Source organism: Paraburkholderia sp. EG304, assembly GCF_046543485.1.
Classification (GTDB): domain Bacteria; phylum Pseudomonadota; class Gammaproteobacteria; order Burkholderiales; family Burkholderiaceae; genus Paraburkholderia; species Paraburkholderia youngii.
The window spans coordinates 207909-229428 of the sequence record NZ_JBKGUA010000009.1 but is presented as its reverse complement, the minus strand read 5'-3'; the positions used below and the strand labels follow the sequence as shown (position 1 = coordinate 229428).

Sequence of the window (21520 nt, the reverse complement as noted above, 5' to 3'; positions counted from 1 at the left end):
GACCCTTTCCAACCCAACTGTGACGAATCTTCGACGGCCCGTCAGCGGGTATTACCTGACTTCGCGAAACGGACGCATCGCACACGGCAGGCGCATAATTCCAAGTCAGACGTTGCCTGCGAATCACGCGATACTCACCATTGCCGCCAGCCAGGGGAGTCGATCATGCAAGCAAAGAACGAAGAAGCCGTCACGCACCTGCTGAACGATGTCGTCGAATTTGCGCGGGGGCGGTTGCCGGAACCGACCTTCAATATCGTCGAACCCTTCCTGCGGCATTACTACGATTTCGTCGACGCAGGCGATCTGCAAAGCCGCTCGATCGCCGATCTGTACGGCGCGGCGCTCGCCCACTGGCAGACCGCGCAGCGCTTCGTGCCGGGCGAGCAACGGCTGCGCGTATACAACCCGATCCTCGAACAGCATGGCTGGCACTCCGATCACACGGTGATCGAGATCGTCAACGACGACATGCCGTTCCTCGTCGATTCGGTCTCGATGACGGTGAACCGCCATCGGCTCGCGCTGCATTCGGTCGTGCATCCGGTGTTTCGGATCTGGCGCGCGGCGGACGGCAGCATCGCGCGCGTGAGCCAGGGCGCCGAAGAAGCCGGCGATACGCGCTCGCATCTGACCTCGTGCATCCATTTCGAAGTCGATCGTTGTGGCGATGCCGCAAAACTCGATGCGTTGCGCGACGATATCGCCCGCGTGCTCGGCGACGTGCGCGCGGCGGTCGAAGATTGGCCGAAGATCATCGAACGCGCGAAGCAGACGATTCAGGATATGAAGGCGCGCGAGACCGGTCCCGAGGGCGTCGAAGCGCGTGCGTTCGTCGAATGGATGGTCGCCGATCATTTCACGTTCCTCGGCCAGCGCGATTACGAACTGGTGCAGCTCGATGGCGGCTATGGTTTGCGGGCGGTGGCGGGCTCCGGTCTCGGCATTCTGCGCGATGCACAGGGGGCGGGTGGTGCGCCTGACGTCACGCCGTTGCCGCCGGCGGCTGCGGAGATCATCTCGGGCTCGTCGCCGATCTTCCTCACCAAGGCCAATTCGCGCGCCACGGTGCACCGGCCGGGCTATCTCGACTATGTCGGCATCAAGCTGAGCGGCGCCGATGGCAAGGTGACGGGCGAACGGCGCTTCATCGGCCTGTATACGTCGACCGCTTATTTCGTGTCGGCCGCGGAGATTCCGATCGTGCGGCGCAAATGCGCGAATATCGTCAGACGTGCCGCATTCCTGCCGAAAGGTCATCTGGCGAAATCGCTGGTCACGGTGCTGGAAACCTATCCGCGCGACGAATTGTTCCAGGCCGACGAAGACCAGTTATACGACACCACCCTCGGCGTGCTGCGTTTGCAGGAGCATCAGCGCACGCGGCTGTTCGTGCGGCGCGATCGCTTCGATCGCTTCGTGTCGTGCCTCGTGTTCGTATCGCGCGACAAGTACAACACCGATCTGCGGCAACGCATCGCGAACCTGCTCGCCGACGCATTCAATGGTGAGAACGTCGAATTCACGCCGCTGCTGTCGGAGTCGACGCTCGCGCGAATTCATTTCGTCGTCCATGCCAAAGCCGGTGGCATGCCGAGCGTCGATACGCGCGAGCTCGAAGCGCGCCTCGTGCAGGTCGCGCGGCGCTGGCAGGACGATCTGGCCGACGCATTGCTCGACGCGTACGGCGAAGAGCAGGGCAACCGTTTGCTGCAGCACTACGCCGATTCGTTTCCGGCCGGCTATCGCGACGACTATCCGGCGCGCACGGCGGTGCGCGATATCGAACTGATCGAGCGCGTGCAAGGCAGCGAGCGGCTCGCAATGAACCTCTACCGGCCGATCGAATCGGGACCGCGGGCGTTCCGCTTCAAGGTGTATCGCGCGGGCATGCCGATCGCGCTGTCGCGCAGCTTGCCGATGCTCGAACATCTGGGCGTGCGCGTCGACGAGGAGCGGCCTTATCTGATCGAGGCGCCGGGTGCGATGCCCGCGTGGATCCACGACTTCGGCCTCGAACTCGCGGACGATACCGAGTTCGACATCGAGCGGGTCAAGGATCTGTTCGAGCAGGCGTTCGAGCAGGTGTGGACCGGCACGATCGAAAGCGACGACTTCAACCGCCTCGTGCTGCGCGCGCAGCTCAATGCGCGCGAGGTGACGATCCTGCGCGCGTACGCGAAGTACTTGCGCCAGGTCGGATCGACGTTCAGCGACGCGTATATCGAACGCGCGGTGACCGGCAATCCGGCGATTGCGCGCATGCTCGTCGACCTGTTCGTCGCGCGCTTCGATCCGGCGCTCGGCGCGGTACGCGAGGCCCGCGTCAACGCCTGTCTGGAATCGATCGACAGCGCACTCGACCAGGTGCCGAATCTCGACGAAGACCGCATCCTGCGGCAGTTCCTCGGCGTGATCAAGGCGACCAAGCGCACCAACTACTACCGCCATGACGCTCAGGGGCAATCGAAGCCGTACCTGTCGTTCAAGTTCGATCCCGCGCAGGTGCCCGGCCTGCCCGAACCGAAGCCGATGTTCGAGATCTGGGTCTATTCGCCGCGCGTCGAGGGCGTGCATCTGCGAGGTGGGCGCGTCGCGCGCGGTGGCCTGCGCTGGTCGGATCGGCGCGAGGATTTCCGCACGGAAGTGCTCGGCCTGATGAAGGCGCAGATGGTGAAGAACGTCGTGATCGTACCGGTGGGCTCGAAGGGCGGCTTCGTCGTCAAGAATCCGCCGCCGCAGAGCGAGCGCGATGCGTGGATGCGCGAAGGCGTCGCGTGCTATCAGACCTTCCTGCGCGGCTTGCTCGACGTAACCGACAACCTGGCGGGCACCGACGTCGTGCCGCCGCCCGACGTGGTGCGGCACGACCCCGACGACCCATATCTGGTCGTCGCCGCCGACAAGGGCACGGCGACGTTCTCCGATTACGCGAATGCAATCTCGCAGGAATACGGTTTCTGGCTCGACGACGCGTTCGCGTCGGGCGGTTCGGTCGGCTATGACCACAAGAAAATGGGCATCACCGCGCGCGGCGCGTGGGAGTCGGTCAAGCGGCACTTCCGCGAAATGGGCATCGACACGCAGAGCCAGGACTTCACGGTGGTCGGTGTCGGCGACATGTCGGGCGACGTGTTTGGCAACGGCATGCTGCTGTCTCCGCATATCAAGCTGCTCGCCGCGTTCGATCACCGCCATATCTTCCTCGATCCGAATCCCGATCCCGCCGCGAGCATGGCGGAGCGCGCGCGGCTCTTCATGCTCGACCGCTCCAGCTGGGCGGATTACGATCCGTCGCTGATCTCGGCTGGCGGCGGCGTGTTCCCGCGCAGCGCGAAGACGATTCCGCTGTCGCCGGCGGTGCAGGCGGCGCTCGGCACCAGCGCGGCGGCGCTGTCGCCGGCCGAGCTGATGCGGGTGATTCTGCAGGCGCCGGTCGATCTGCTTTATAACGGCGGCATCGGCACCTACGTGAAGGCGAGCCGCGAGACCAACCAGCAGGCGGGCGATCGTGCGAACGATGCGATCCGCGTGAACGGTGCCGACCTGCGCTGCAAGGTGGTGGCCGAGGGCGGCAATCTCGGCTTGACGCAACTCGGCCGCATCGAGTTCGCGCAGCACGGCGGCCGCATCAATACCGATGCGATCGATAATTCCGCCGGCGTCGATTGCTCGGATCACGAGGTCAACATCAAGATTCTGCTGGGTCTCGTCGTCGCCGATGGTGAGATGACGGAGAAGCAGCGCAATGCGCTGCTTGCGGAAATGACCGATGAAGTCGGTCTGTTGGTGCTGACGGACAACTACTACCAGACCCAGGCTTTGTCGATCGCGGGCCGCTTCGGCGTCGAGCTGCTCGATGCCGAAACCCGTTTGATGCGCTATCTGGAGAAGGCTGGGCGGCTCAATCGCGTGATCGAGTTTCTGCCCACCGACGAAGACGTCGCCGAGCGCGCGGCCGCGAAGCAGGGACTGACGACACCCGAACGCGCGGTGCTGCTCGCGTACAGCAAGATGTGGCTCTATGACGCGCTGCTCGAATCGTCGATGCCGGAGGACCCGCTCGTTAGCGACATGTTGATCGAGTACTTCCCGAAGCCGCTGCGGCAGCGTTTCCGCGAGCCGATGCAGCGCCATCCGCTGCGCCGTGAAATCCTCGCGACGCATCTGACCAATGCGCTCGTGAATCGCGTCGGCTGCGAGTTCGTGCATCGGCTGATGGAGGAGACCGATGCGCAGCCCGGCGACATCGTGCGTGCGTGCATCATGGCGCGCGACGTGTTCGATCTCGATCAGATCTGGCGCAGCATCGACGCGCTCGACAACCGCGTCGCGGACGACGTGCAGGCGCGCATGTTCGCGGAGGTCGCGCGGCTCGTCGAACGTTCGGCGCTGTGGTTCCTGCGGCATCTGCAAACGGGCGCGGCCAACGGCGACGTGAGCGGCCTGCTCGCGCGCTGTCGCGATGCCGCGCAGCGTCTCGCGCCGCAATGGCCGGCGCTGTTGCCGGCCGCGGATCTCGAAGCATTGTCGGAGCGGCAGCGGGCGTTCGTCGATGCGGGTGTCGATAGCGATCTCGCGGTGCGGATCGCGAGCGGCGAGGTGTCGGCCGCGCTGCTCGATATCGCCGAAGTCGCGTCGACATGCGAGCGCAGTCTGGAACAGGTGGCGGGCGTCTACTTCGCGCTCGGCACGCTGCTGAACTACAGCTGGATCAGCGAGCGCGCCGCTTCGTTGCCGGCGCCGACGCACTGGGACATGCTCGCGCGCGCATCGGCGCTCGCCGAACTCGCCCGCCTCAAGCGCGCGCTGACCACGAGCGCGTTGGCTGGCGCGACCGATGCGTCGACGCCCGATTCGCTGGTGCAAACGTGGCGCGAGAAACGCGCGGCGCAGCTCGAGCGTTATACGCGTTTGCTGACCGATTTGCGTGCGACGGGTGGCGCGAGTCTTTCGGTGCTGCTGGTGGTCGTGCGGGAGATGGCCGCGCTCGAGCGGGCGTGAGCCGCGCGAATGGTGGGAAGGGCGGTTGGGGCGCTGGCGGCACGGCGACGCGTCGGGTCCGATTCCTGCGGCCTGGCGTGTCGTTGTCGTCCATAATACCGAGTGCTTGCCGATCGCTTCGGTCGTGCAATCGCCGACAATACCGAGCCCACTCACCGACGTCCGCCCGCAGATGAAAGAAGAATCGCCGAAAGCCATTTTCTACGCACTCGCCGCCAACCTCGGCATCGCCGTCTGCAAGTTCGCCGCGGCGTCGTTCACCGGCTCCGGCTCAATGTTCGCCGAAGCGATTCACTCCACCGCCGACTGCGGCAATCAACTGCTGCTGCTTTTCGGGCTGCGCGAGGCGCGCAAGCCGGTGAGCCCTTTGCATCCGATGGGCAGCGGCCGCGAAATCAACTTCTATTCGCTGCTGGTTGCGTTGCTGCTGTTTTTCGTCGGCGGCGCGTTTTCGGTGTATGAGGGCGTGCATCGGCTGATTGCGCGCGAGCCGTTGCAGTATGCGTTCGTCGCGTTGGCGGTGCTCGGTGTGTCGGTGGTGCTCGAAGCGCTATCGCTGTGGGGCGCGATCAAGGAGATTCGCAAGACGTACCCGGATAAAAACCTGTGGCAGTGGTTTCGCGAGACGCGCGAATCGGATCTGCTGGTCGTGGCCGGCGAAGATATCGCCGCGCTCTTCGGTCTCGCGATCGCCTTCGTCGCGGTGCTATTGACGATGATGACCGGCAACCCCGTGTATGACGCGCTCGGCTCGGTCGGAGTCGGTCTCTTGCTGATGACGATCGCGTGGCTCGTCGCGCGTGAAGTGAAGTCGATGATCGTCGGCGAGTCGGCGAGCCCGGAGGTGCGCAGCGCTATCGACGCGCATCTGCGCGCGCGTCCGGAGATTCGCAGCGTGATCAATATGATCACGCTGCAGTGGGGACGTCACGTGGTGGTGGCGGTGCAGGCGGAAATGATCGACTATGCGAGCGGCCGCGCGATGGTCGATGCGATCAATGTTATCGAGGCCGACTTGCAGGCCGCGTTTCCTCAGGTGCGCTGGGTGTTCTTCGAACCGGATGTGCCGCGTAATTGAATTGACGAAGAGGAGGCGAAACGGCCTGCGCTGCGATCGCAGGCCGTTCCGGCCGTGCAAATTGGGCTCCTGTATGCGTCGAAGCGCTTATTTGAACCCTGCCACCGCATGTGGCACATACAGTTCTTCGAGCCGCTGAATCTCTTCGCCGCTGAGCTTCAACGACAGCGCCGCGACCGCATCGTCGAGATGATGCAGCTTGGTCGCACCGACGATCGGCGCGGTAATCGGCTTCTTCTGCAGCACCCACGCTAGCGCAACCTGCGCGCGCGGCACGCCGCGCTCTTTCGCGATCTCGCTGACCCGCTCGACGATACGCCGATCCGCTTCCTGCGTCTGCGCGTACAGCGTGCGGCCGAACTCGTCGGTTTCCGAGCGTGCGCTCTCGGTGTCCCAGTCGCGCGTCAAGCGTCCGCGTGCAAGCGGGCTCCACGGAATCACGCCGATGCCTTCGCTCTCGCACAGCGGCAGCATTTCGCGCTCTTCCTCGCGATACAGCAGATTCACGTAGTTCTGCATCGTCACGAAGCGGGTCCAGCCATTGCGCTCGGCCACCTGCAGCGCCTTGGCAAACTGCCATGCGTACATCGACGACGCGCCGATATAGCGCGCCTTGCCGGCCTTCACGACGTCGTGCAGCGCTTCCATCGTTTCTTCGATCGGCGTGCCGTAGTCCCAGCGATGAATCTGATACAGGTCGACATAGTCGGTACCAAGCCGCCGCAGGCTGTGATCGATCTCCGCCATGATCGCCTTGCGCGATAGCCCCGCGCCGTTCGGACCCGGATGCATGCGGCTATTGACCTTGGTGGCGAGCACGATCTCATCGCGTTTCGCAAAGTCCTTCAGCGCACGGCCGACGATTTCCTCGCTGGTGCCGTCCGAGTAGACGTTGGCGGTATCGAAGAAGTTGATGCCGTGATCGAGTGCCTGCTTGATGAATGGCCGCGCGGCTTCGTCGTCGAGCGTCCAGGTATGCGTGCCGCGCGAGGGCACGCCATAACTCATACAGCCGAGACAGAGACGCGATACATCGAGGCCGGTGCGGCCGAGTTTCACATAGTCCATCGTGTTGCTCTCCTATGGTGAAGCGTACAAACCCGCTGCGAGGGAAAGACCTTCGATTATAGGGAAACGACGGCAAGCGCGTCGTCGCGGGCCGCGGCCGCTTTCGATCGCTTCAATGCAAATGGCGAGTGCCGTGAACGACAGTTAAGCGGTGAATAACTGCGATCGTTAAATATCGACAAATTCAGACTAATTCGGAATTGTCTCGTAGTCTCCATTTGCTCTCCTTGATAATCTTTTTATGCCGTTGCATTGCGCATGGCTTCATCGGGCATCACAGGTATAAGCAATGAATAACCGTTGTTATCGGCTTGTGTTCAGCAAGCTTCGGGGTATGCTCACTGCCGTTGCAGAAACGATGAAAATCAGCAAGAGGCTATCGCTTCTGCCATTGATAGCCTCTGCCTCGCTCGCGGGGCAGTACCCGCACATCAACAGAACGATGCGGGACCACACCTATGGGGACCGTCGGCGGCGAACCTCGCGGGCACGCAGCTCGCGGGCGCGGCGTTTGGCGTGAAAGGCTCTGTGCCGTCCCGTCTCGGTGCATACAGCTATGACGCGGTCGCGGGCACGCCGATCTACAAGCCGGCCGGATTCGATGCCGCACGCGTCGTATTGGGTTTCCACGCAACCGCGCAATTCTGAAATTTTCGCCGCCGACGCTATCGGGGTTTCTGTCGTTTCAACAAAGAGGAAAAACAAAATGAAGTCGTCAAAAACATATGCGCTGGGAACCGTGGCTGTTGCCGTCGTGGTGGCGCTGGACGGATGTGCAACCGAGTCGTCGCGATCACTACCGGTGCCGCCCGCCGCCAGCGCGCAGACGCCAGCGGTGGGCCAAGCCATCGGCATTTCAGTCGGCCAGTTCGACAACCGCTCGAGCTATATGCGCGGCATCTTCTCGGACGGGGTTGACCGTCTCGGTGATCAGGCCAAGACCATTCTGATCACGTCTCTCTAGCAGAGCGGCCGCTTCAATGTGCTCGATCGCGCCAACCTCGACGAAATCCGCCAGGAAGCGGGCTTCCTCAAAAAGGCCCAGTCGATCAAGGGTGCGCGCTTCGTCGTCACGGGGGACGTAACGGAGTTCGGTCGCAAGGAAGTTGGCGACCGGCAGTTGTTTGGCATCCTCGGCCGCGGCAAGAATCAGGTGGCCTATGCAAAGGTCAGCCTGAACGTCGTCGATACGACGACATCCGAAGTCGTCGCGTCGAGCCAGGGCGCGGGTGAGTTCAGCCTTTCGAACCGTGAAGTCATCGGTTTCGGCGGCACCGCCAGCTACGACTCCACACTGAACGGCAAGGTGCTGGATCTGGCGATCCAGGACGCCGTCAATCACCTGGTCGAGCAGGTCGATGCAGGCGCGCTCAAGGCCGCACAGTAAGTGCGTGCTGGTCTATTGCGTTCGATCCACGTCCAACCGCACCTGCAATCAACATGATGACGCGATTCACGATGAAACATAACCGCATGATGCGTGGAATCTATTTGCCAGTAACGACGACAGCCGTGCTCCTCGCGGGATGCGCGGCGGACAGTCCCCAGCCGCTTTATCAATGGACCGGCTACCAGCCGGCCGTGTACGACTATCTGAAGGGAGAAAAGGCACCGCAGGAGCAGATCGAGGCGCTCGAAAAGTCCCTTCATGACATCCGCGGCAAGGGGCATACGCCGCCGCCCGGATTTCATGCACAACTGGGCATGTTGTACGCGAGTGTCGGCAACGACACCCAGGCCATGCAGGAGTTCGCGTCCGAGAAGCAGCTGTTTCCGGAATCCTCGACCTACATGGACTTCCTGATGAAGAAGCCGAAACAGCCCTGAGCGAGCCACCATGTCCAAGATACTTACCTTCAGACTCTGGTTTGCGCTGTCGACGGTCGCACTGCTGGCCGCGTGCGCGCAACCTGTGAAGCACGCCGACTACACGGCGTTCAAAAACAGCCGGCCGCACTCGATCCTGTTGCTGCCCCCGACCAACGAAACGGCGGACGTACAGGCGACCAACAGCATGCTCTCGCAGATGACGATGCCGCTCGCCGAATCTGGCTACTACGTGATACCGGTGGCGGTGATGGATGAAACGTTCAGGCAGAACGGCCTGACCATGGCGGCGGAGATCGAAGCGACCTCGCCTGCGAAGCTGCGCGAAATCTTCGGTGCCGACGCGGCCCTGTATTCGAAGATCACGCAGTACGGTACCGTGTACCACGTCGTCGACAGTGCGACAGTCGTCACGGCATCCGCCCGGCTGGTCGATCTCAAGAGCGGTGACGTGCTATGGCAGGGTAGTGCCAGCGCCAACAGCAACGAGGGCAACAACTATGCTGGAGGTGGCCTGATCGGCATGCTCGTCACGGCTGCAGTCAAGCAGATTGCGGATTCGCTGACGGACAAGGGCCACGATATCGCTGGCGTGACGAGCTATCGGCTTCTGCATGCCGGGCCGCCGAACGGACTGCTGTACGGGCCACGTTCACCCAAATACGGCACCGATTGAACGCTCCTAGGTCAGCAAAAAACGGCTTGCGCTTTCGATCGCTTCAATGCAAATGCGCCCGCGAAGCCACTTCGCGGGCGCATAACGGCGAGTGCCGAGAACGACAGAAAGCCAACACTCAACGCTGTACCGGCCGATACGGCGTCCACACGGGCGTATCGGTATCCCAGTTATCGAGTTCCGAGGGTGTCATGATGTGCTCCTTGATGAAGAGGCGCGCGCTTCTCGTGCGGCAGGCGCGCCGGTTTCCGAATCAACTTCTGCTAACTCGTTACTGGCCCTTCGCGACCCGCGTCACTTCGCCGTTCGTCCCTTCCTGCAACGCGATGCGCGCGGCCTGTGTCTGGCCGATCAGGCCTTTGTTCGGATACGAGGTGCGATTCAGCGAGGGCAGCGAGCCGTCGCGATACGCGGCGACCAGTTCGGCCTTGACCTCGGCGCGGGTCTTCGTGCTCGCGCTCGGCGCCGGTCGCGTGTCATAGGTTCCTGCACGGCCGATACTGCCGCCTTCCGCAAATGCCGGAACGCTGACGAGCAGCGAAAGGGCGAGGCCTGCCAACAGATTGCGTTTCATGATTCACTCCTGTCGATTCATTGGCAGCGTGATGGCGCTGCGACAGGGTGAAATGTAGACGTTGACGCGTCGCGGATAAATCGCGGTTTTGCGAAATGAATTGTCGCGATTCAGGAACAATCGCGAGCGAGCCTTACAGGAGCCGTGCGATTGCTCGGTTGCCGCGGCATTGGCGCCGCGGCTGGAATTCACTGTTTCAATTAGCGTACTTCAGGCGACCCATTCTGACATCACCGGCGTGTCGAGTGCCGGCGCGGACTCGCGCTGCTCGAACGTGCGCTTCGTGCAGGTGGCGTCGAGACTGCCGCGTCCGCTCAGCAACGGGCACCGATCGAACAGCTCCGCAATCCAGTCTACGAAAACGCGGACTTTCGGCGACAGATGACGACTGTGCGGATAGACTGCCGAAATCGGCATCGGCAAAGGTTTCAGTTCCGGCAGTACTTCGACGAGCTGGCCCGAGCGCAGATGCGGCAGCACCATAAAGAGCGCGGGCTGAATCAGACCGAAGCCTTCGAGTCCGCAGGTCACGTAAGCGTCGGCGTCGTTGACCGACACGATCCCCTTCATTTTCACTTCCACCTCGTTGCCGTTCACGAGGAACGCCCAATCGAGTGTTCGTCCCGTGCGGCTGGAGAAGTAGTTGACGGCTTTGTGATTCTCGAGATCCTCGAGCGAAGTGGGCATGCCCGCGCGTTTGATGTACTCGGGTGACGCGCAGGTCACGCCCTCGAACAGACCGATGCGGCGTGCGACCAGTGACGAATCCTGCAGCGCGCCGACGCGTACCACGCAATCCACGCCTTCCTGCAGCAGATCGACGGGCCGGTCGGTCAGGCCCAGTTGCAGATCGATGTCCGGATAGCGCGTGTGGAATTCGCACAGCGCCGGAATCACGAGCAGACGGCCAATCGAGCCCGGCATGTCGATGCGCAGCTTGCCGTGCGGCTTCTTGTTGCCGCTCTGGAAACTCGCCTCGGTCTCTTCGACGTCAGCGAGGATGCGCACGCAGCGCTCGTAGTACGCGGCGCCATCGGGCGTGAGCGACAGACGGCGGGTGGTCCGGTGCATCAGCCGCGTGCCGAGAAACGCTTCGAGATTCTGAATAATCGTAGTAACCGATGCGCGCGGCAGGTCGAGCGTCTCCGCTGCGCGGGTAAAGCTGTTGGTGTCGACGACACGTGTGAACACTTGCATGGCCTGAAGCCGGTCCATTGCAAACCTCCAGTAGGGGCGGGTGCGCAGGCGGGAATCGTCCGCAAAAACAATCGCAATGGGATTGTTCAAAGGCACCGAATTGTGTTGCCGGATTATAGGCATTTATTTGCGAGTCTGCTGAACCCACAATTCGCACCATTGAAGTTCTATGCGCATTTGCGCGGCTCGACATGGATGCATTCAAATCGCCGTACCCGTCCGTTTCCATCGGCGTTTCCGCCGAAGACACTGACGCTGAGGCCAATGACGCAACGCTTGAAGTCACCGACGTGGGTATCGACGGGTACGCTCAGCCCATTACGTTGCGCCTGTATCGGCTGACGAAAAAAACCGCATTGCCGGTATTGCTTTATTTTCACGGCGGCGGCTTTACGAAAGGTTCGATCGAATGCGCGGACTTCGCCGCGCGGTATTTCGCAGAACGCTTACCGGCGCTGGTGGTGTCGGTCGGCTATTCGCTCGCGCCGCGGTTTCCGTTTCCAGCCGCGCCGGAAGATGCGCATCGCGCGGCGCTGTGGGTGCAGACGCGGGCGCGAGCGTTTGGTGGCAATAGCAGAAAGATCGGTGTGGCGGGCCATGACGCGGGCGGCCAACTCGCCAATTGTCTGGCGTTCATTGCGCGCGATCGTGGCGACGTGCAGATCAGCGCGCAGGCGCTGTTCGGTCCGATGCTCGACCCGAGCCTGACGCGGCTTGGCGACGAGAAGCGGCTCGGTTCGGACATCACCGCGCGCGAGTGCGCCGCGTGTTATCGCGCGTATCTGCCGCAAGCGTCGCAGCGCATGCATCCGTATGCGGCGCCGCTCGAATCGTCGCGGCTCGCCGGGTTGCCAGCCACGCTGATCGCGACCGCGCAGAACGACGTGCTGCATGTCGAGGCCGAAAAGTATGCAAGCAATCTGATCGACGCGGGCGTGCAGACCCAGGTGGTGCGCTTCCCGAGCGTGTCGCACGCGGCGCTCGCCGATCATCCGCCCGCTTTGCAGGAAGCGGTGCGCTTTTTCCAGTGGCGCTTCGATGCGCGCGCTCATCGATAAACAGAAATTCAATCAACGATACCGGGAGCTACACATGACTATCCTTCCTCTTTCCCGCCGCCGCGTGGCGCTTGCCGCGCTAGTGGTCGTCGTTCTTGCCGGGCTGGGCACGTTCGGCGCGATCCGTGTGGATGCCAGTTCGCCGGCCGCGCCGACCATCGTGCCGGAAGTCGACGTGGCGACCGTCGTGCAGAAGACCATCACCGACTGGCAGTCGTATTCGGGCCGTCTCGAAGCCGTTCAGAAAGTGGACGTGCGTTCGCAGGTGCCAGGCACGATCGTGTCGGTCAACTTCAAGGACGGCGCGCTGGTGAAGCAGGGTGACACGCTGTTCGTCATCGATCCGCGTCCGTACGCGGCCGAAGTCGATCGCGCGGAAGCGCAGCTCGCGGCCGCGCAGGCGCGCACCGGCTACACGCAAAGCGACTGGGAACGCGCGCAACGGCTGATCGTCGACAACGCGATCGCCAAGCGCGACTACGACGAGAAGCAGAACGCCGCGCGCGAGGCGAGCGCGAACCTGAAGGCCGCGCAAGCCGCGCTCGAAACCGCGCGCATCAATCTCGGCTATACGAAGATCGTCGCGCCGGTATCGGGCCGCGTGTCGCGCGCGGAGATCACGGTCGGCAACGTCGTGTCGGCCGGCGCGAGCTCCGCGCCGCTGACCACGCTTGTGTCGGTGTCGCCGATCTACGCATCGTTCGACGCGGACGAGCAGACCTATCTGCAATACCTGAGCCGCGCGAAGGACGGCGGCAAGGTGCCGGTCGAACTCGGTCTCGCCGATGAATCCGGCTACTCGCGCAGCGGCACGATCGAGTCGGTCGACAACCGCCTCGATACGTCGTCGGGCACGATCCGCGTGCGCGCGAAGTTCGACAACGCGGACGGCGCGCTGATTCCGGGCCTCTACGCGCGCGTCAAGGTGGGCGGCAGCGCCCCGCATCCGGCACTGTTGATCGACGATGCCGCGGTCGGCACCGACCAGGACAAGAAGTTCGTGCTGGTCGTCGATCAAGGCAACCACGTGGTTTATCGCGAGATCACAACCGGTTCGATGCAGGGCAATCTGCGCGTCGTCAAGGACGGTTTGAAGGCGGGCGACCGCATCGTCGTCAACGGCGTTCAGCGTGTGCGCCCCGGCGATGCGGTGCGCGCGCACATGGTGCCGATGACGACCGACGACGACCCGAACAGCGCAGCGCTCGCACAATCGCACGGCAAGGCGGCGGCGGACACCGGCGCGAAGGGCAATTCGTGAGCCGCGTGTTCCAACGCGCATGTTCCAAAGTTAAGAGCTTCCAATGAACATATCCAAATTCTTCATCGATCGCCCGATCTTTGCAGGCGTGCTATCGGTATTGATCCTGCTTGGGGGCATCATCTCGCTGTTCAAGCTGCCCATCTCCGAGTACCCGGAAGTCGTGCCGCCTTCGGTGGTGGTGCACGCGCAGTATCCGGGCGCGAATCCGAAGGTCATCGCGGAGGCGGTCGCAGCTCCGCTCGAAGAGCAGATCAATGGTGTCGAGAACATGCTGTACATGCAGTCGCAGGCGAATAGCGACGGCAATCTGACGCTGACGGTCACCTTCAAGCTCGGCACCAATCCCGACCTCGCGACGCAGCTCGTGCAGAACCGCGTCAATCAGGCGCTGCCGCGTCTGCCGGAAGACGTGCAGCGGCTCGGCGTGACGACGATCAAGAGTTCGCCGACGCTGACGATGGTCGTGCACCTGATCTCGCCGAACGATCGCTACGACATGACGTATCTGCGCAATTACGCGCTGCTGAACGTGAAGGATCGGCTCGCGCGGATCCAGGGCGTCGGCGAAGTGCAGTTGTGGGGCTCGGGCGACTACGCGATGCGTATCTGGCTCGATCCGCAGAAAGTCGCGCAACGCGGTCTCACCGCAACTGAAGTCGTCAACTCGATTCGCGAGCAGAACATCCAGGTGGCGGCCGGTGTGATCGGTGCATCCCCGTCGGTGCCCGGCACGCAACTGCAGTTGTCGGTGAATGCGCGCGGCCGTTTGAAGACCGAGAGCGAATTCGGCGACATCATCGTGAAGACCGCGCCCGATGGCGGCGTGACCTATCTGCGTGATATCGCGCGGATTGAGCTCGCGGCTTCGGAATACGGCCTGCGTTCGTTGCTCGACAACAAGCCCGCGGTTGCGCTCGCGATCAATCAGGCGCCGGGCGCGAACTCGCTCGCGATTTCGGAGCAGGTGCGCGCGGCGATGAAGGAGCTCGCGGTAGACATGCCGGCCGGCGTCGAATACCGGATTGTCTACGACCCGACGCAGTTCGTGCGTTCGAGTATCGAGGCGGTGATCCACACGCTGCTCGAAGCGATCGCGCTGGTCGTGATCGTCGTGATCGTGTTCCTGCAGACGTGGCGCGCGTCGATCATCCCGTTGATCGCGGTGCCGGTGTCGATCGTCGGCACGTTCTCGCTGCTGCTCGCGTTCGGTTTCTCGATCAACGCGTTGTCGTTGTTCGGCATGGTGCTCGCGATCGGTATCGTCGTCGACGATGCGATCGTCGTGGTGGAGAACGTCGAGCGCAACATCGAAAGCGGGCTCAGTGCGCGCGATGCGACCTACAAGGCGATGCGCGAAGTGAGCGGGCCGATCATCGCGATTGCGCTGACGCTCGTCGCCGTGTTCGTGCCGCTCGCGTTCATGACGGGTCTCACGGGCCAGTTCTACAAGCAGTTCGCGATGACCATCGCGATCTCGACGGTGATCTCGGCGTTCAATTCGCTGACGCTGTCGCCGGCGTTGTCCGCGCTGCTGTTGCGCAGCCACGGCGAGAAGGAGGACTGGCTGACACGTGTGATGAACCGTGTGCTCGGCGGCTTCTTCAAGCGTTTCAACAAGGTCTTTCATCGTGGTTCGGAAGCATACGGCCGCGGCGTGACCGGCGTGCTGCGCCGCAAGGGCGCGATGCTCGCGGTGTACGCGATCCTCGTCGGTGCAACCGTATTGATGGCGCGGATCGTGCCGGGCGGCTTCGTGCCCGCGCAGGACAAGGAGTATCTGATCGCATTCGCGCAGTTGCCGAACGGTGCGTCGCTCGATCGCACGGAGAAGGTGATCCGCGATATGAGTTCGATCGCGCTGAAGCAGCAGGGCGTCGAAAGCGCGGTGGCGTTCCCGGGTCTGTCGGTGAATGGCTTCACGAATAGTTCGAGCGCGGGCATCGTGTTCGTCACGCTGAAGCCGTTCAAGGATCGCGGCGACAAGAAGCTGTCGGCGGGCGCGATTGCCGGTGCATTGAACCAGCAGTACGGCGCGATCAAGGACTCGTTCGTCGCGGTGTTTCCGCCGCCGCCGGTGCTCGGGCTCGGCACGCTCGGTGGCTTCAAGATGCAGCTCGAGGATCACGGCGCGGTCGGCTACGCCGAACTGAACAAAGCTGCCGAAGCATTCGTGAAGCGCGCGGCGCAAACGCCCGAACTCGGGCCGACCTTCTCCAGCTATCAGATCAACGTGCCGCAACTGAACGTCGATCTCGATCGCGTGAAGGCGAAGCAGCTCGGCGTGCCGGTGACGGACGTGTTCGACACGATGCAGATTTACCTGGGCTCGCTGTACGTGAACGACTTCAACCGTTTCGGCCGCGTGTATCAGGTGCGTGTGCAGGCGGATGCGCCGTTCCGTCAACGCGCCGACGACATCCTGCAACTGAAGACGCGCAACGCGGCCGGCGAGATGGTGCCGTTGTCGTCGCTCGTCACGGTGACACCGACCTACGGGCCGGAGATGGTGGTGCGCTACAACGGCTACACGGCGGCCGACATCAACGGCGGCCCGGCGCCCGGCTTCTCGTCGGGACAGGCGCAGGCCGCGGCCGAGCGCGTGGCCGCCGAAGTGCTGCCGCGCGGCGTGAAGCTCGAATGGACCGACCTCACGTATCAGCAGATCCTCGCCGGCAACGCGGGCCTGTGGGTGTTCCCGATCAGCGTGCTGCTCGTGTTCCTCGTGCTCGCGGCGTTGTACGAAAGCCTGACGCTGCCGCTCGCGGTGATCCTGATCGTGCCGATGAGCGTGCTGTCCGCGCTGACCGGCGTGTGGCTCACCGGCGGCGACAACAACATCTTCACGCAGATCGGTTTGATGGTGCTGGTGGGCTTGTCGGCGAAGAACGCGATTCTGATCGTCGAGTTCGCGCGTGAGCTCGAACACGATGGACGCAGTCCGCTGCAGGCCGCGATCGAAGCGAGCCGTCTGCGTCTGCGGCCGATTCTGATGACGTCGATCGCTTTCATCATGGGCGTGGTGCCGCTGGTGCTGTCGAGCGGCGCGGGCTCGGAGATGCGTCACGCGATGGGCGTCGCGGTGTTCTTCGGCATGCTCGGCGTCACGCTGTTCGGCCTGATGCTGACGCCGGTGTTCTATGTGGTGCTGCGTTCGCTCGCGGGCGGGACGATACACGTCGCGCAGAAGGATGCGCCGCGCTATGGCGCGCCCGTTACGGACGCCTGAGGAGAAAACAACAATGAAACGCTTTGAATCTCGCTTTGCATCCTTGCGCGGATGGGGCCGCGCGGCCGCGAGCGGTTTGCTGATTGCGCTGCTGGCCGCTTGCTCGGTCGAGCCGACGTACAAGCGTCCCGACGTCGATACGCCGGCGGCGTTCAAGGAAGCGCCCGCGGTGAAGACGTCGGCTGCTGCGGCGTCGGGCGCGGCGCCTGGTTCGGCCGGGGCGGCACAAAACAACGGCACGTGGAAGCCGGCCGAACCCGCCGACAATGCGCTGCGCGGCGAATGGTGGAAGGTGTTCGGCGACCCGCAACTCGACGCGCTCGAAGAACAAGCTGCCGCGGCGAACCAGGACCTGAAGGCCGCGGCCGCGCGCGTGCAGCAGGCACGCGCGGTCACGCAGGCCGCGAAGTCCGACTGGTTCCCGAAGCTCGACGCGGGCTTCGGCCCGACGCGCGAACGCGCGTCGGCGGCATCGCAATTCCAGCCGGACAGTGCGGGCGGCACGACCGGCACGATCTGGCGCGCGCAGGTCGGCGCATCGTATGAAGCGGATCTGTTCGGGCGCGTCAGCTCGAACGTGAACGCGGCGCGTTCGGACGAGCAGCAGAGCGAAGCGCTGTTCCGTTCGGTGCAGCTGTCGTTGCAGACCGACGTCGCGCAGAACTACTTCCAGTTGCGAGAGCTCGACACGGACCAGGAGCTGTACCGCCGCACCGTCGCGTTGCGCGAGGAGACGCTGAAGCTCGTCCAGCGGCGCTTCAAGGAAGGCGATATCAGCGAGCTGGATCTGTCGCGTTCGCGTAACGAGCTCGCCAGCGCGCGTGCCGATGCGGTCGGCGTCGCGCGGCAGCGGGCGGCCTCCGAGCATAGCCTCGCAATTCTGCTCGGCAAGCCGCCCGCGGATTTCAGCTTCGCGGAACAACCGCTCGCGCTGGTGACGGTGCGCGTGCCGGCCGGTTTGCCGTCGGCGCTGCTCGAACGCAGGCCTGACATCGCGGCAGCCGAACGCGCGATGCAGGCGGCGAATGCGCGCGTCGGGCTCGCGAAGTCGGCGTTCTTCCCGAAGCTCGACATCACCGGTGCGTTCGGCTTTGAATCCGCGACGCTCGGCGATCTGTTCATGTGGTCGAGCCGCGCGTTCATCCTCGGTCCGGCCGTAGGTACCGCGCTGACGATGCCGATCTTCGACGGCGGCCGTCGCAAGGCCAATCTCGCTCAGGCGCGTTCGAAGTACGACGAGGACGTCGCTCAATATCGCCAGCAGGTGCTCGTGGCGTTCCGTGAAGTCGAAGACAATCTCGCCGATCTGCGTTTGCTCGACGATCAGATGCGCGAGCAGAACGACGCGGTCGATGCATCGCAGCGCGCCGCGCATCTGTCGCGCACGCAGTACACGGAGGGCGCTGTCAGCTATCTCGACGTGATCGATGGTGAGCGGCAGGTGCTGCAGTCGCAATTGCAGGCGAGCCATCTGGCGGGCACGCAGGCTGTTGCAACCGTGAACCTGATTCGCGCGCTCGGTGGCGGTTGGGGCGATGTGACGGCGGGGGGTACGGCGGTGGGGGCGGTGCCGGTGCCGGCCGGTGCTTCCGGTTCCTCGGCTGAAGCTGCAGCCGTTTCGACGGCACAGCAAGTGGCGAAGCGCTGAATTACTAACCTGTAGCAAGCGCTTCATCAAGCTCATCAATCACGCCGGGCCGCGCGCAAGCGCCGCCCGGCGTTTTTCATGCAAATCGTTTTTCGCGCTTTCCTTGTGCAAATCGCTTCGTAGACCACGTGCGCGCGGCTCCCTATCATCGTCCGATCCAGCCAACGACGAACCTAGGGCAAGCCAGTGACTTTCGTGCATGACGGCATCGAGCAGTTTCGCGAGCAGCAGCATCAGGCTTGCGCGCGCGACCTCACCACACTGCTCGCCGCGTTGCGCGCGAGCGCCGCGCAGCGCGATCGCGAAGGCGGTCACGCTGCGCAGCAGAAGCAGTGGATCGCCGACGCGGGCCTGCTGACGCTCGCCGTGCCGCGCGAATTCGGCGGCGCGGGCGCGCGCTGGTCCGCGATCTACGACGTGGTGCGTGAGCTTGCGCGCGTCGATAGCGCGCTCGCGCATCTGGTCGGCTTCACCTGTCTGCAGGTGGTCAGCATCGACCTGTGGGGCAATTCACGGCAGCGCGAGAAATATCTGCGCGGCACCGTCGAGCATCGCTGGTGGTGGGGCAATGCGGTGAATCCACTGGATGCGCGTCTCGTTGCTACATCGACGCACGATGGCGGCTACCTGCTCGACGGCGAGAAAGGCTTCTGTTCCGGTACGCGCGGCTCGCAGATGATGACCGTGTCCGCGCACGATCCATCGACCGGCAAACCCGTATTCGCGGCGGTGCCGACCACGCGCGAAGGCATCACCGTTCACGACGACTGGGACCCGATCGGCCAGCGGCAGACCGACAGCGGCAGCGTGTCGTTCGCGCGGGTCAGGGTCGAGCCGCAAGAGGTGCTCGAACGACCCGACACGCCGCACGCGAGCCTGCGCACGCTGATCTCGCAACAGGTGCTGACCAATCTGTTCGTCGGGATCGCGCAGGGCGCGCTCGAAGAAGCGCGAGCGTACGTGCACGAACATGGCCGGCCGTGGATCGCGTCCGGCGTCGCCAAAGCGACCGACGACCCCTACCTGATCCAGCGCTTCGGCGAAATGCATATCCAGACGGTCAGCGCCGCGGCGCTGGCCGCGCGCGCCGCGAACGCGCTCGACGAAGCGTGGCAGCAACGCGCAAAGCTCGATGCCGAGAGCCGTGCGCGGGTCGCGCTCGCAACATCGGAAGCGAAGATCGTCGCGCATCGGGCGGCGCTCGACATCGGCGAAAAGCTTTTCGACGCCTGCGGCGCACGCGCGACTCATGCGCCGCTCGCGCTCGATCGTTTCTGGCGCAACGCGCGCGTGCACACGCTGCACGATCCGCTCGACTACCGCGTGCGCGACGTCGGCCGCTACGCGCTGAGCGGGACATTGCCGGAGGTTTCTCTGTACACTTGAGGCCGTTTGCGACGCCCGCCCGAGGCGTCGCGTCGATTCCTCTCGAGAGATTTCCGGCTTGCTGTTCAAACTACCTACAACCGCCACAGCGCCGTTCTGTCCGTCCGAGGTCCAGGGCTCGGTCGCCGTCTCCGCGGGCGCGCCGTTCTGGAAGAAGATTCTGCAATTCGCGGGGCCCGGCCTGCTGATATCGATCGGCTATATGGACCCGGGCAACTGGGCCACCGCGATCGAAGCCGGTTCGCGCTTCGGCTACAGTCTGCTATTCGTCGTGCTGCTGTCGAGCCTCGCGGCGATGGCACTGCAATGCCTGAGCATGCGGCTCGGCATCGCGACCGGGCGCGACCTCGCGCAACTGTCGAGCACGCGCTATTCGCCGGGCGTCGCGCGTGCGCAGTGGCTGCTCGCGGAGCTGTCGATCATCGCCTGCGATCTCGCCGAAGTGCTCGGCGGCGCGCTTGCGTTTCATCTGCTGTTCAACTGCTCGCTGACCACCGGCGTGTTGCTCACCGCGTTCGACACGCTGATCGTGCTCGGCCTGAAGGGCAAGAATTTTCGCGATCTCGAAGCGATCATGCTCGGCCTGATCGCGACGATCGGCGTCGGCTACATCATCGAGCTTGCGCTCGTCAGGCCGCATTGGCCGTCGGTCGCGCAAGGGCTGATTCCGTCGTGGCAGGCGTTGAATTCGCGCGAGCCGATGTATCTCGCGATCGGCATTCTCGGCGCGACGGTGATGCCGCACAACCTGTATCTGCACTCGTCCATCGTACAGACGCGCGCGGTGAAGCGCGATTCGGCCAGCATCCGCTCGGCGATCGGCATGTCGCGTATCGACACGATCGCATCGCTCGTGCTCGCGGCGCTGATCAACATGGCGATCCTGATTCTCGCGGCCGCCGCGTTTCATGCGACGGGCCACAACCAGGTCACGCAGATCGAGGACGCCTACCGGCTGCTAGCGCCAATCGTCGGCACCGGCTTCGCCGCGTTCCTGTTCGCGATCACGCTGCTCGCGTCGGGACAAAGCTCGACGTTCACCGGCACCGTGGCGGGGCAGGTCATCATGGAAGGCTTCCTGAAGATGAAGATTCCGTGCTGGCAGCGGCGCTTCATCACGCGAGCGCTCGCGCTGATTCCGGCGCTGATCGGCGTGCGAATGCTCGGCAATGGCGCGGTCGGTCAACTGCTCGTCGCGAGTCAGGTCGTGCTGAGCCTGCAACTGCCGTTCGCACTTTATCCGCTGATCCGCATGACGAGCGACCGTTCGCTGATGGGCGAATTCGCCAACACGCTGCCGACGCGCCTGCTCGTGTGGACGCTATTTGTTGTGATCAGTGCCGCGAATCTGTGGCTCGTCGTCCAGACGGTGGGGCTGGCCGGTTGAGCTGACCGGCGGCGAAGATTCATTTGAACGCCGGTTGGCCCGGCGCGAAGGCGAAAAAAAATCCGCGCAGTTCAATCACTGCGCGGATCCACGTGAGCTTCGGTTTGAAACGGGTTGGCCGCGTCTC

14 protein-coding genes and 2 pseudogenes are annotated in these 21520 nt (G+C 63.6%); 13 read left to right on the top strand and 3 right to left on the bottom strand.

The annotated features are described in order from the left end of the window. Positions 1-165 precede the first annotated feature (165 nt). A complete protein-coding gene (locus tag ACLFKU_RS14010) occupies positions 166-5004 on the top strand; it encodes an NAD-glutamate dehydrogenase (protein ID WP_410849481.1) in 4839 nt (1612 codons plus the stop codon). Positions 5005-5176: 172 nt separating this feature from the next. Continuing rightward, positions 5177-6082, top strand: coding sequence for a cation diffusion facilitator family transporter (locus tag ACLFKU_RS14005; protein WP_368582321.1), 906 nt, complete (start codon positions 5177-5179; stop codon positions 6080-6082). 87 nt (positions 6083-6169) lie between these two features. Here ACLFKU_RS14005 and ACLFKU_RS14000 read toward each other — a convergent pair whose 3' ends face one another. Further along, complete coding sequence (locus ACLFKU_RS14000) at positions 6170-7150, bottom strand: aldo/keto reductase (protein ID WP_152851549.1); 981 nt, start codon at positions 7148-7150, stop codon at positions 6170-6172. Positions 7151-7439: 289 nt separating this feature from the next. Between ACLFKU_RS14000 and ACLFKU_RS13995 the strand changes: the two genes are divergently transcribed. The 5 genes and pseudogenes from ACLFKU_RS13995 to ACLFKU_RS13975 all read left to right on the top strand — a co-directional run bounded on the left by ACLFKU_RS13995 (position 7440) and on the right by ACLFKU_RS13975 (position 9653). Beyond that, positions 7440-7670 carry an ESPR-type extended signal peptide-containing protein gene (locus tag ACLFKU_RS13995; RefSeq protein ID WP_410849480.1) on the top strand — a complete coding sequence of 77 codons (231 nt, stop codon included), beginning with the start codon at positions 7440-7442 and terminating at the stop codon, positions 7668-7670. Next, positions 7607-7798, top strand: a pseudogene (locus tag ACLFKU_RS13990) (ShlB/FhaC/HecB family hemolysin secretion/activation protein); the annotation flags it as partial. The gene ACLFKU_RS13995 and the pseudogene ACLFKU_RS13990, both read left to right, overlap by 64 nt. Before the next feature lie 58 nt (positions 7799-7856). Continuing rightward, positions 7857-8537 (top strand): annotated as a pseudogene (locus ACLFKU_RS13985) (CsgG/HfaB family protein). 71 nt (positions 8538-8608) lie between these two features. Next, entirely contained in the window at positions 8609-8977 is a 369-nt protein-coding gene (locus tag ACLFKU_RS13980) for a DUF4810 domain-containing protein (protein WP_410849479.1), read from the top strand. A 10-nt stretch (positions 8978-8987) separates the two neighbouring features. After that, positions 8988-9653, top strand: a complete 666-nt coding sequence (locus ACLFKU_RS13975; RefSeq protein WP_410849478.1) for a DUF799 domain-containing protein — start codon at positions 8988-8990, stop codon at positions 9651-9653. A 271-nt stretch (positions 9654-9924) separates the two neighbouring features. Here the strand turns inward: ACLFKU_RS13975 and ACLFKU_RS13970 are convergent, their stop codons facing one another. Beyond that, entirely contained in the window at positions 9925-10227 is a 303-nt protein-coding gene (locus tag ACLFKU_RS13970) for a DUF4148 domain-containing protein (RefSeq protein ID WP_410849477.1), read from the bottom strand. A gap of 210 nt (positions 10228-10437) precedes the next feature. Beyond that, the gene (locus tag ACLFKU_RS13965; RefSeq protein ID WP_410849476.1) at positions 10438-11442 is read right to left on the bottom strand and encodes a LysR family transcriptional regulator; all 1005 of its coding nucleotides are present in this window, start codon (positions 11440-11442) and stop codon (positions 10438-10440) included. Between the two features lie 173 nt (positions 11443-11615). Between ACLFKU_RS13965 and ACLFKU_RS13960 the strand changes: the two genes are divergently transcribed. The 6 genes from ACLFKU_RS13960 to ACLFKU_RS13935 all read left to right on the top strand — a co-directional run bounded on the left by ACLFKU_RS13960 (position 11616) and on the right by ACLFKU_RS13935 (position 21393). After that, positions 11616-12482 (top strand): alpha/beta hydrolase, encoded by an 867-nt coding sequence (locus ACLFKU_RS13960; RefSeq protein ID WP_368582329.1) that lies wholly within the window; start codon positions 11616-11618, stop codon positions 12480-12482. A 34-nt stretch (positions 12483-12516) separates the two neighbouring features. Further along, a complete protein-coding gene (locus ACLFKU_RS13955; protein ID WP_410849475.1) occupies positions 12517-13743 on the top strand; it encodes an efflux RND transporter periplasmic adaptor subunit in 1227 nt (408 codons plus the stop codon). A 43-nt stretch (positions 13744-13786) separates the two neighbouring features. Continuing rightward, positions 13787-16972 carry an efflux RND transporter permease subunit gene (locus ACLFKU_RS13950; protein ID WP_368582331.1) on the top strand — a complete coding sequence of 1062 codons (3186 nt, stop codon included), beginning with the start codon at positions 13787-13789 and terminating at the stop codon, positions 16970-16972. Between the two features lie 13 nt (positions 16973-16985). Further along, complete coding sequence (locus ACLFKU_RS13945) at positions 16986-18620, top strand: efflux transporter outer membrane subunit (RefSeq protein ID WP_410849474.1); 1635 nt, start codon at positions 16986-16988, stop codon at positions 18618-18620. 186 nt (positions 18621-18806) lie between these two features. After that, positions 18807-20006 (top strand): acyl-CoA dehydrogenase family protein, encoded by a 1200-nt coding sequence (locus tag ACLFKU_RS13940; RefSeq protein ID WP_410849473.1) that lies wholly within the window; start codon positions 18807-18809, stop codon positions 20004-20006. A 58-nt stretch (positions 20007-20064) separates the two neighbouring features. Continuing rightward, entirely contained in the window at positions 20065-21393 is a 1329-nt protein-coding gene (locus ACLFKU_RS13935; protein WP_410849472.1) for an Nramp family divalent metal transporter, read from the top strand. Positions 21394-21520: the final 127 nt, after the last annotated feature.

Excerpts from the sequence above, each read along its gene's own strand:
- ACLFKU_RS14010 (WP_410849481.1), top strand. The coding sequence starts at position 166 with ATGCAAGCAAAGAACGAAGAAGCCGTCACGCACCTGCTGAACGATGTC.
- ACLFKU_RS14005 (WP_368582321.1), top strand. The coding sequence starts at position 5,177 with ATGAAAGAAGAATCGCCGAAAGCCATTTTCTACGCACTCGCCGCCAAC.
- ACLFKU_RS14000 (WP_152851549.1), bottom strand. The coding sequence starts at position 7,150 with ATGGACTATGTGAAACTCGGCCGCACCGGCCTCGATGTATCGCGTCTC.
- ACLFKU_RS13995 (WP_410849480.1), top strand. The coding sequence starts at position 7,440 with ATGAATAACCGTTGTTATCGGCTTGTGTTCAGCAAGCTTCGGGGTATG.
- ACLFKU_RS13980 (WP_410849479.1), top strand. The coding sequence starts at position 8,609 with ATGAAACATAACCGCATGATGCGTGGAATCTATTTGCCAGTAACGACG.
- ACLFKU_RS13975 (WP_410849478.1), top strand. The coding sequence starts at position 8,988 with ATGTCCAAGATACTTACCTTCAGACTCTGGTTTGCGCTGTCGACGGTC.
- ACLFKU_RS13970 (WP_410849477.1), bottom strand. The coding sequence starts at position 10,227 with ATGAAACGCAATCTGTTGGCAGGCCTCGCCCTTTCGCTGCTCGTCAGC.
- ACLFKU_RS13965 (WP_410849476.1), bottom strand. The coding sequence starts at position 11,442 with ATGGACCGGCTTCAGGCCATGCAAGTGTTCACACGTGTCGTCGACACC.
- ACLFKU_RS13960 (WP_368582329.1), top strand. The coding sequence starts at position 11,616 with ATGGATGCATTCAAATCGCCGTACCCGTCCGTTTCCATCGGCGTTTCC.
- ACLFKU_RS13955 (WP_410849475.1), top strand. The coding sequence starts at position 12,517 with ATGACTATCCTTCCTCTTTCCCGCCGCCGCGTGGCGCTTGCCGCGCTA.
- ACLFKU_RS13950 (WP_368582331.1), top strand. The coding sequence starts at position 13,787 with ATGAACATATCCAAATTCTTCATCGATCGCCCGATCTTTGCAGGCGTG.
- ACLFKU_RS13945 (WP_410849474.1), top strand. The coding sequence starts at position 16,986 with ATGAAACGCTTTGAATCTCGCTTTGCATCCTTGCGCGGATGGGGCCGC.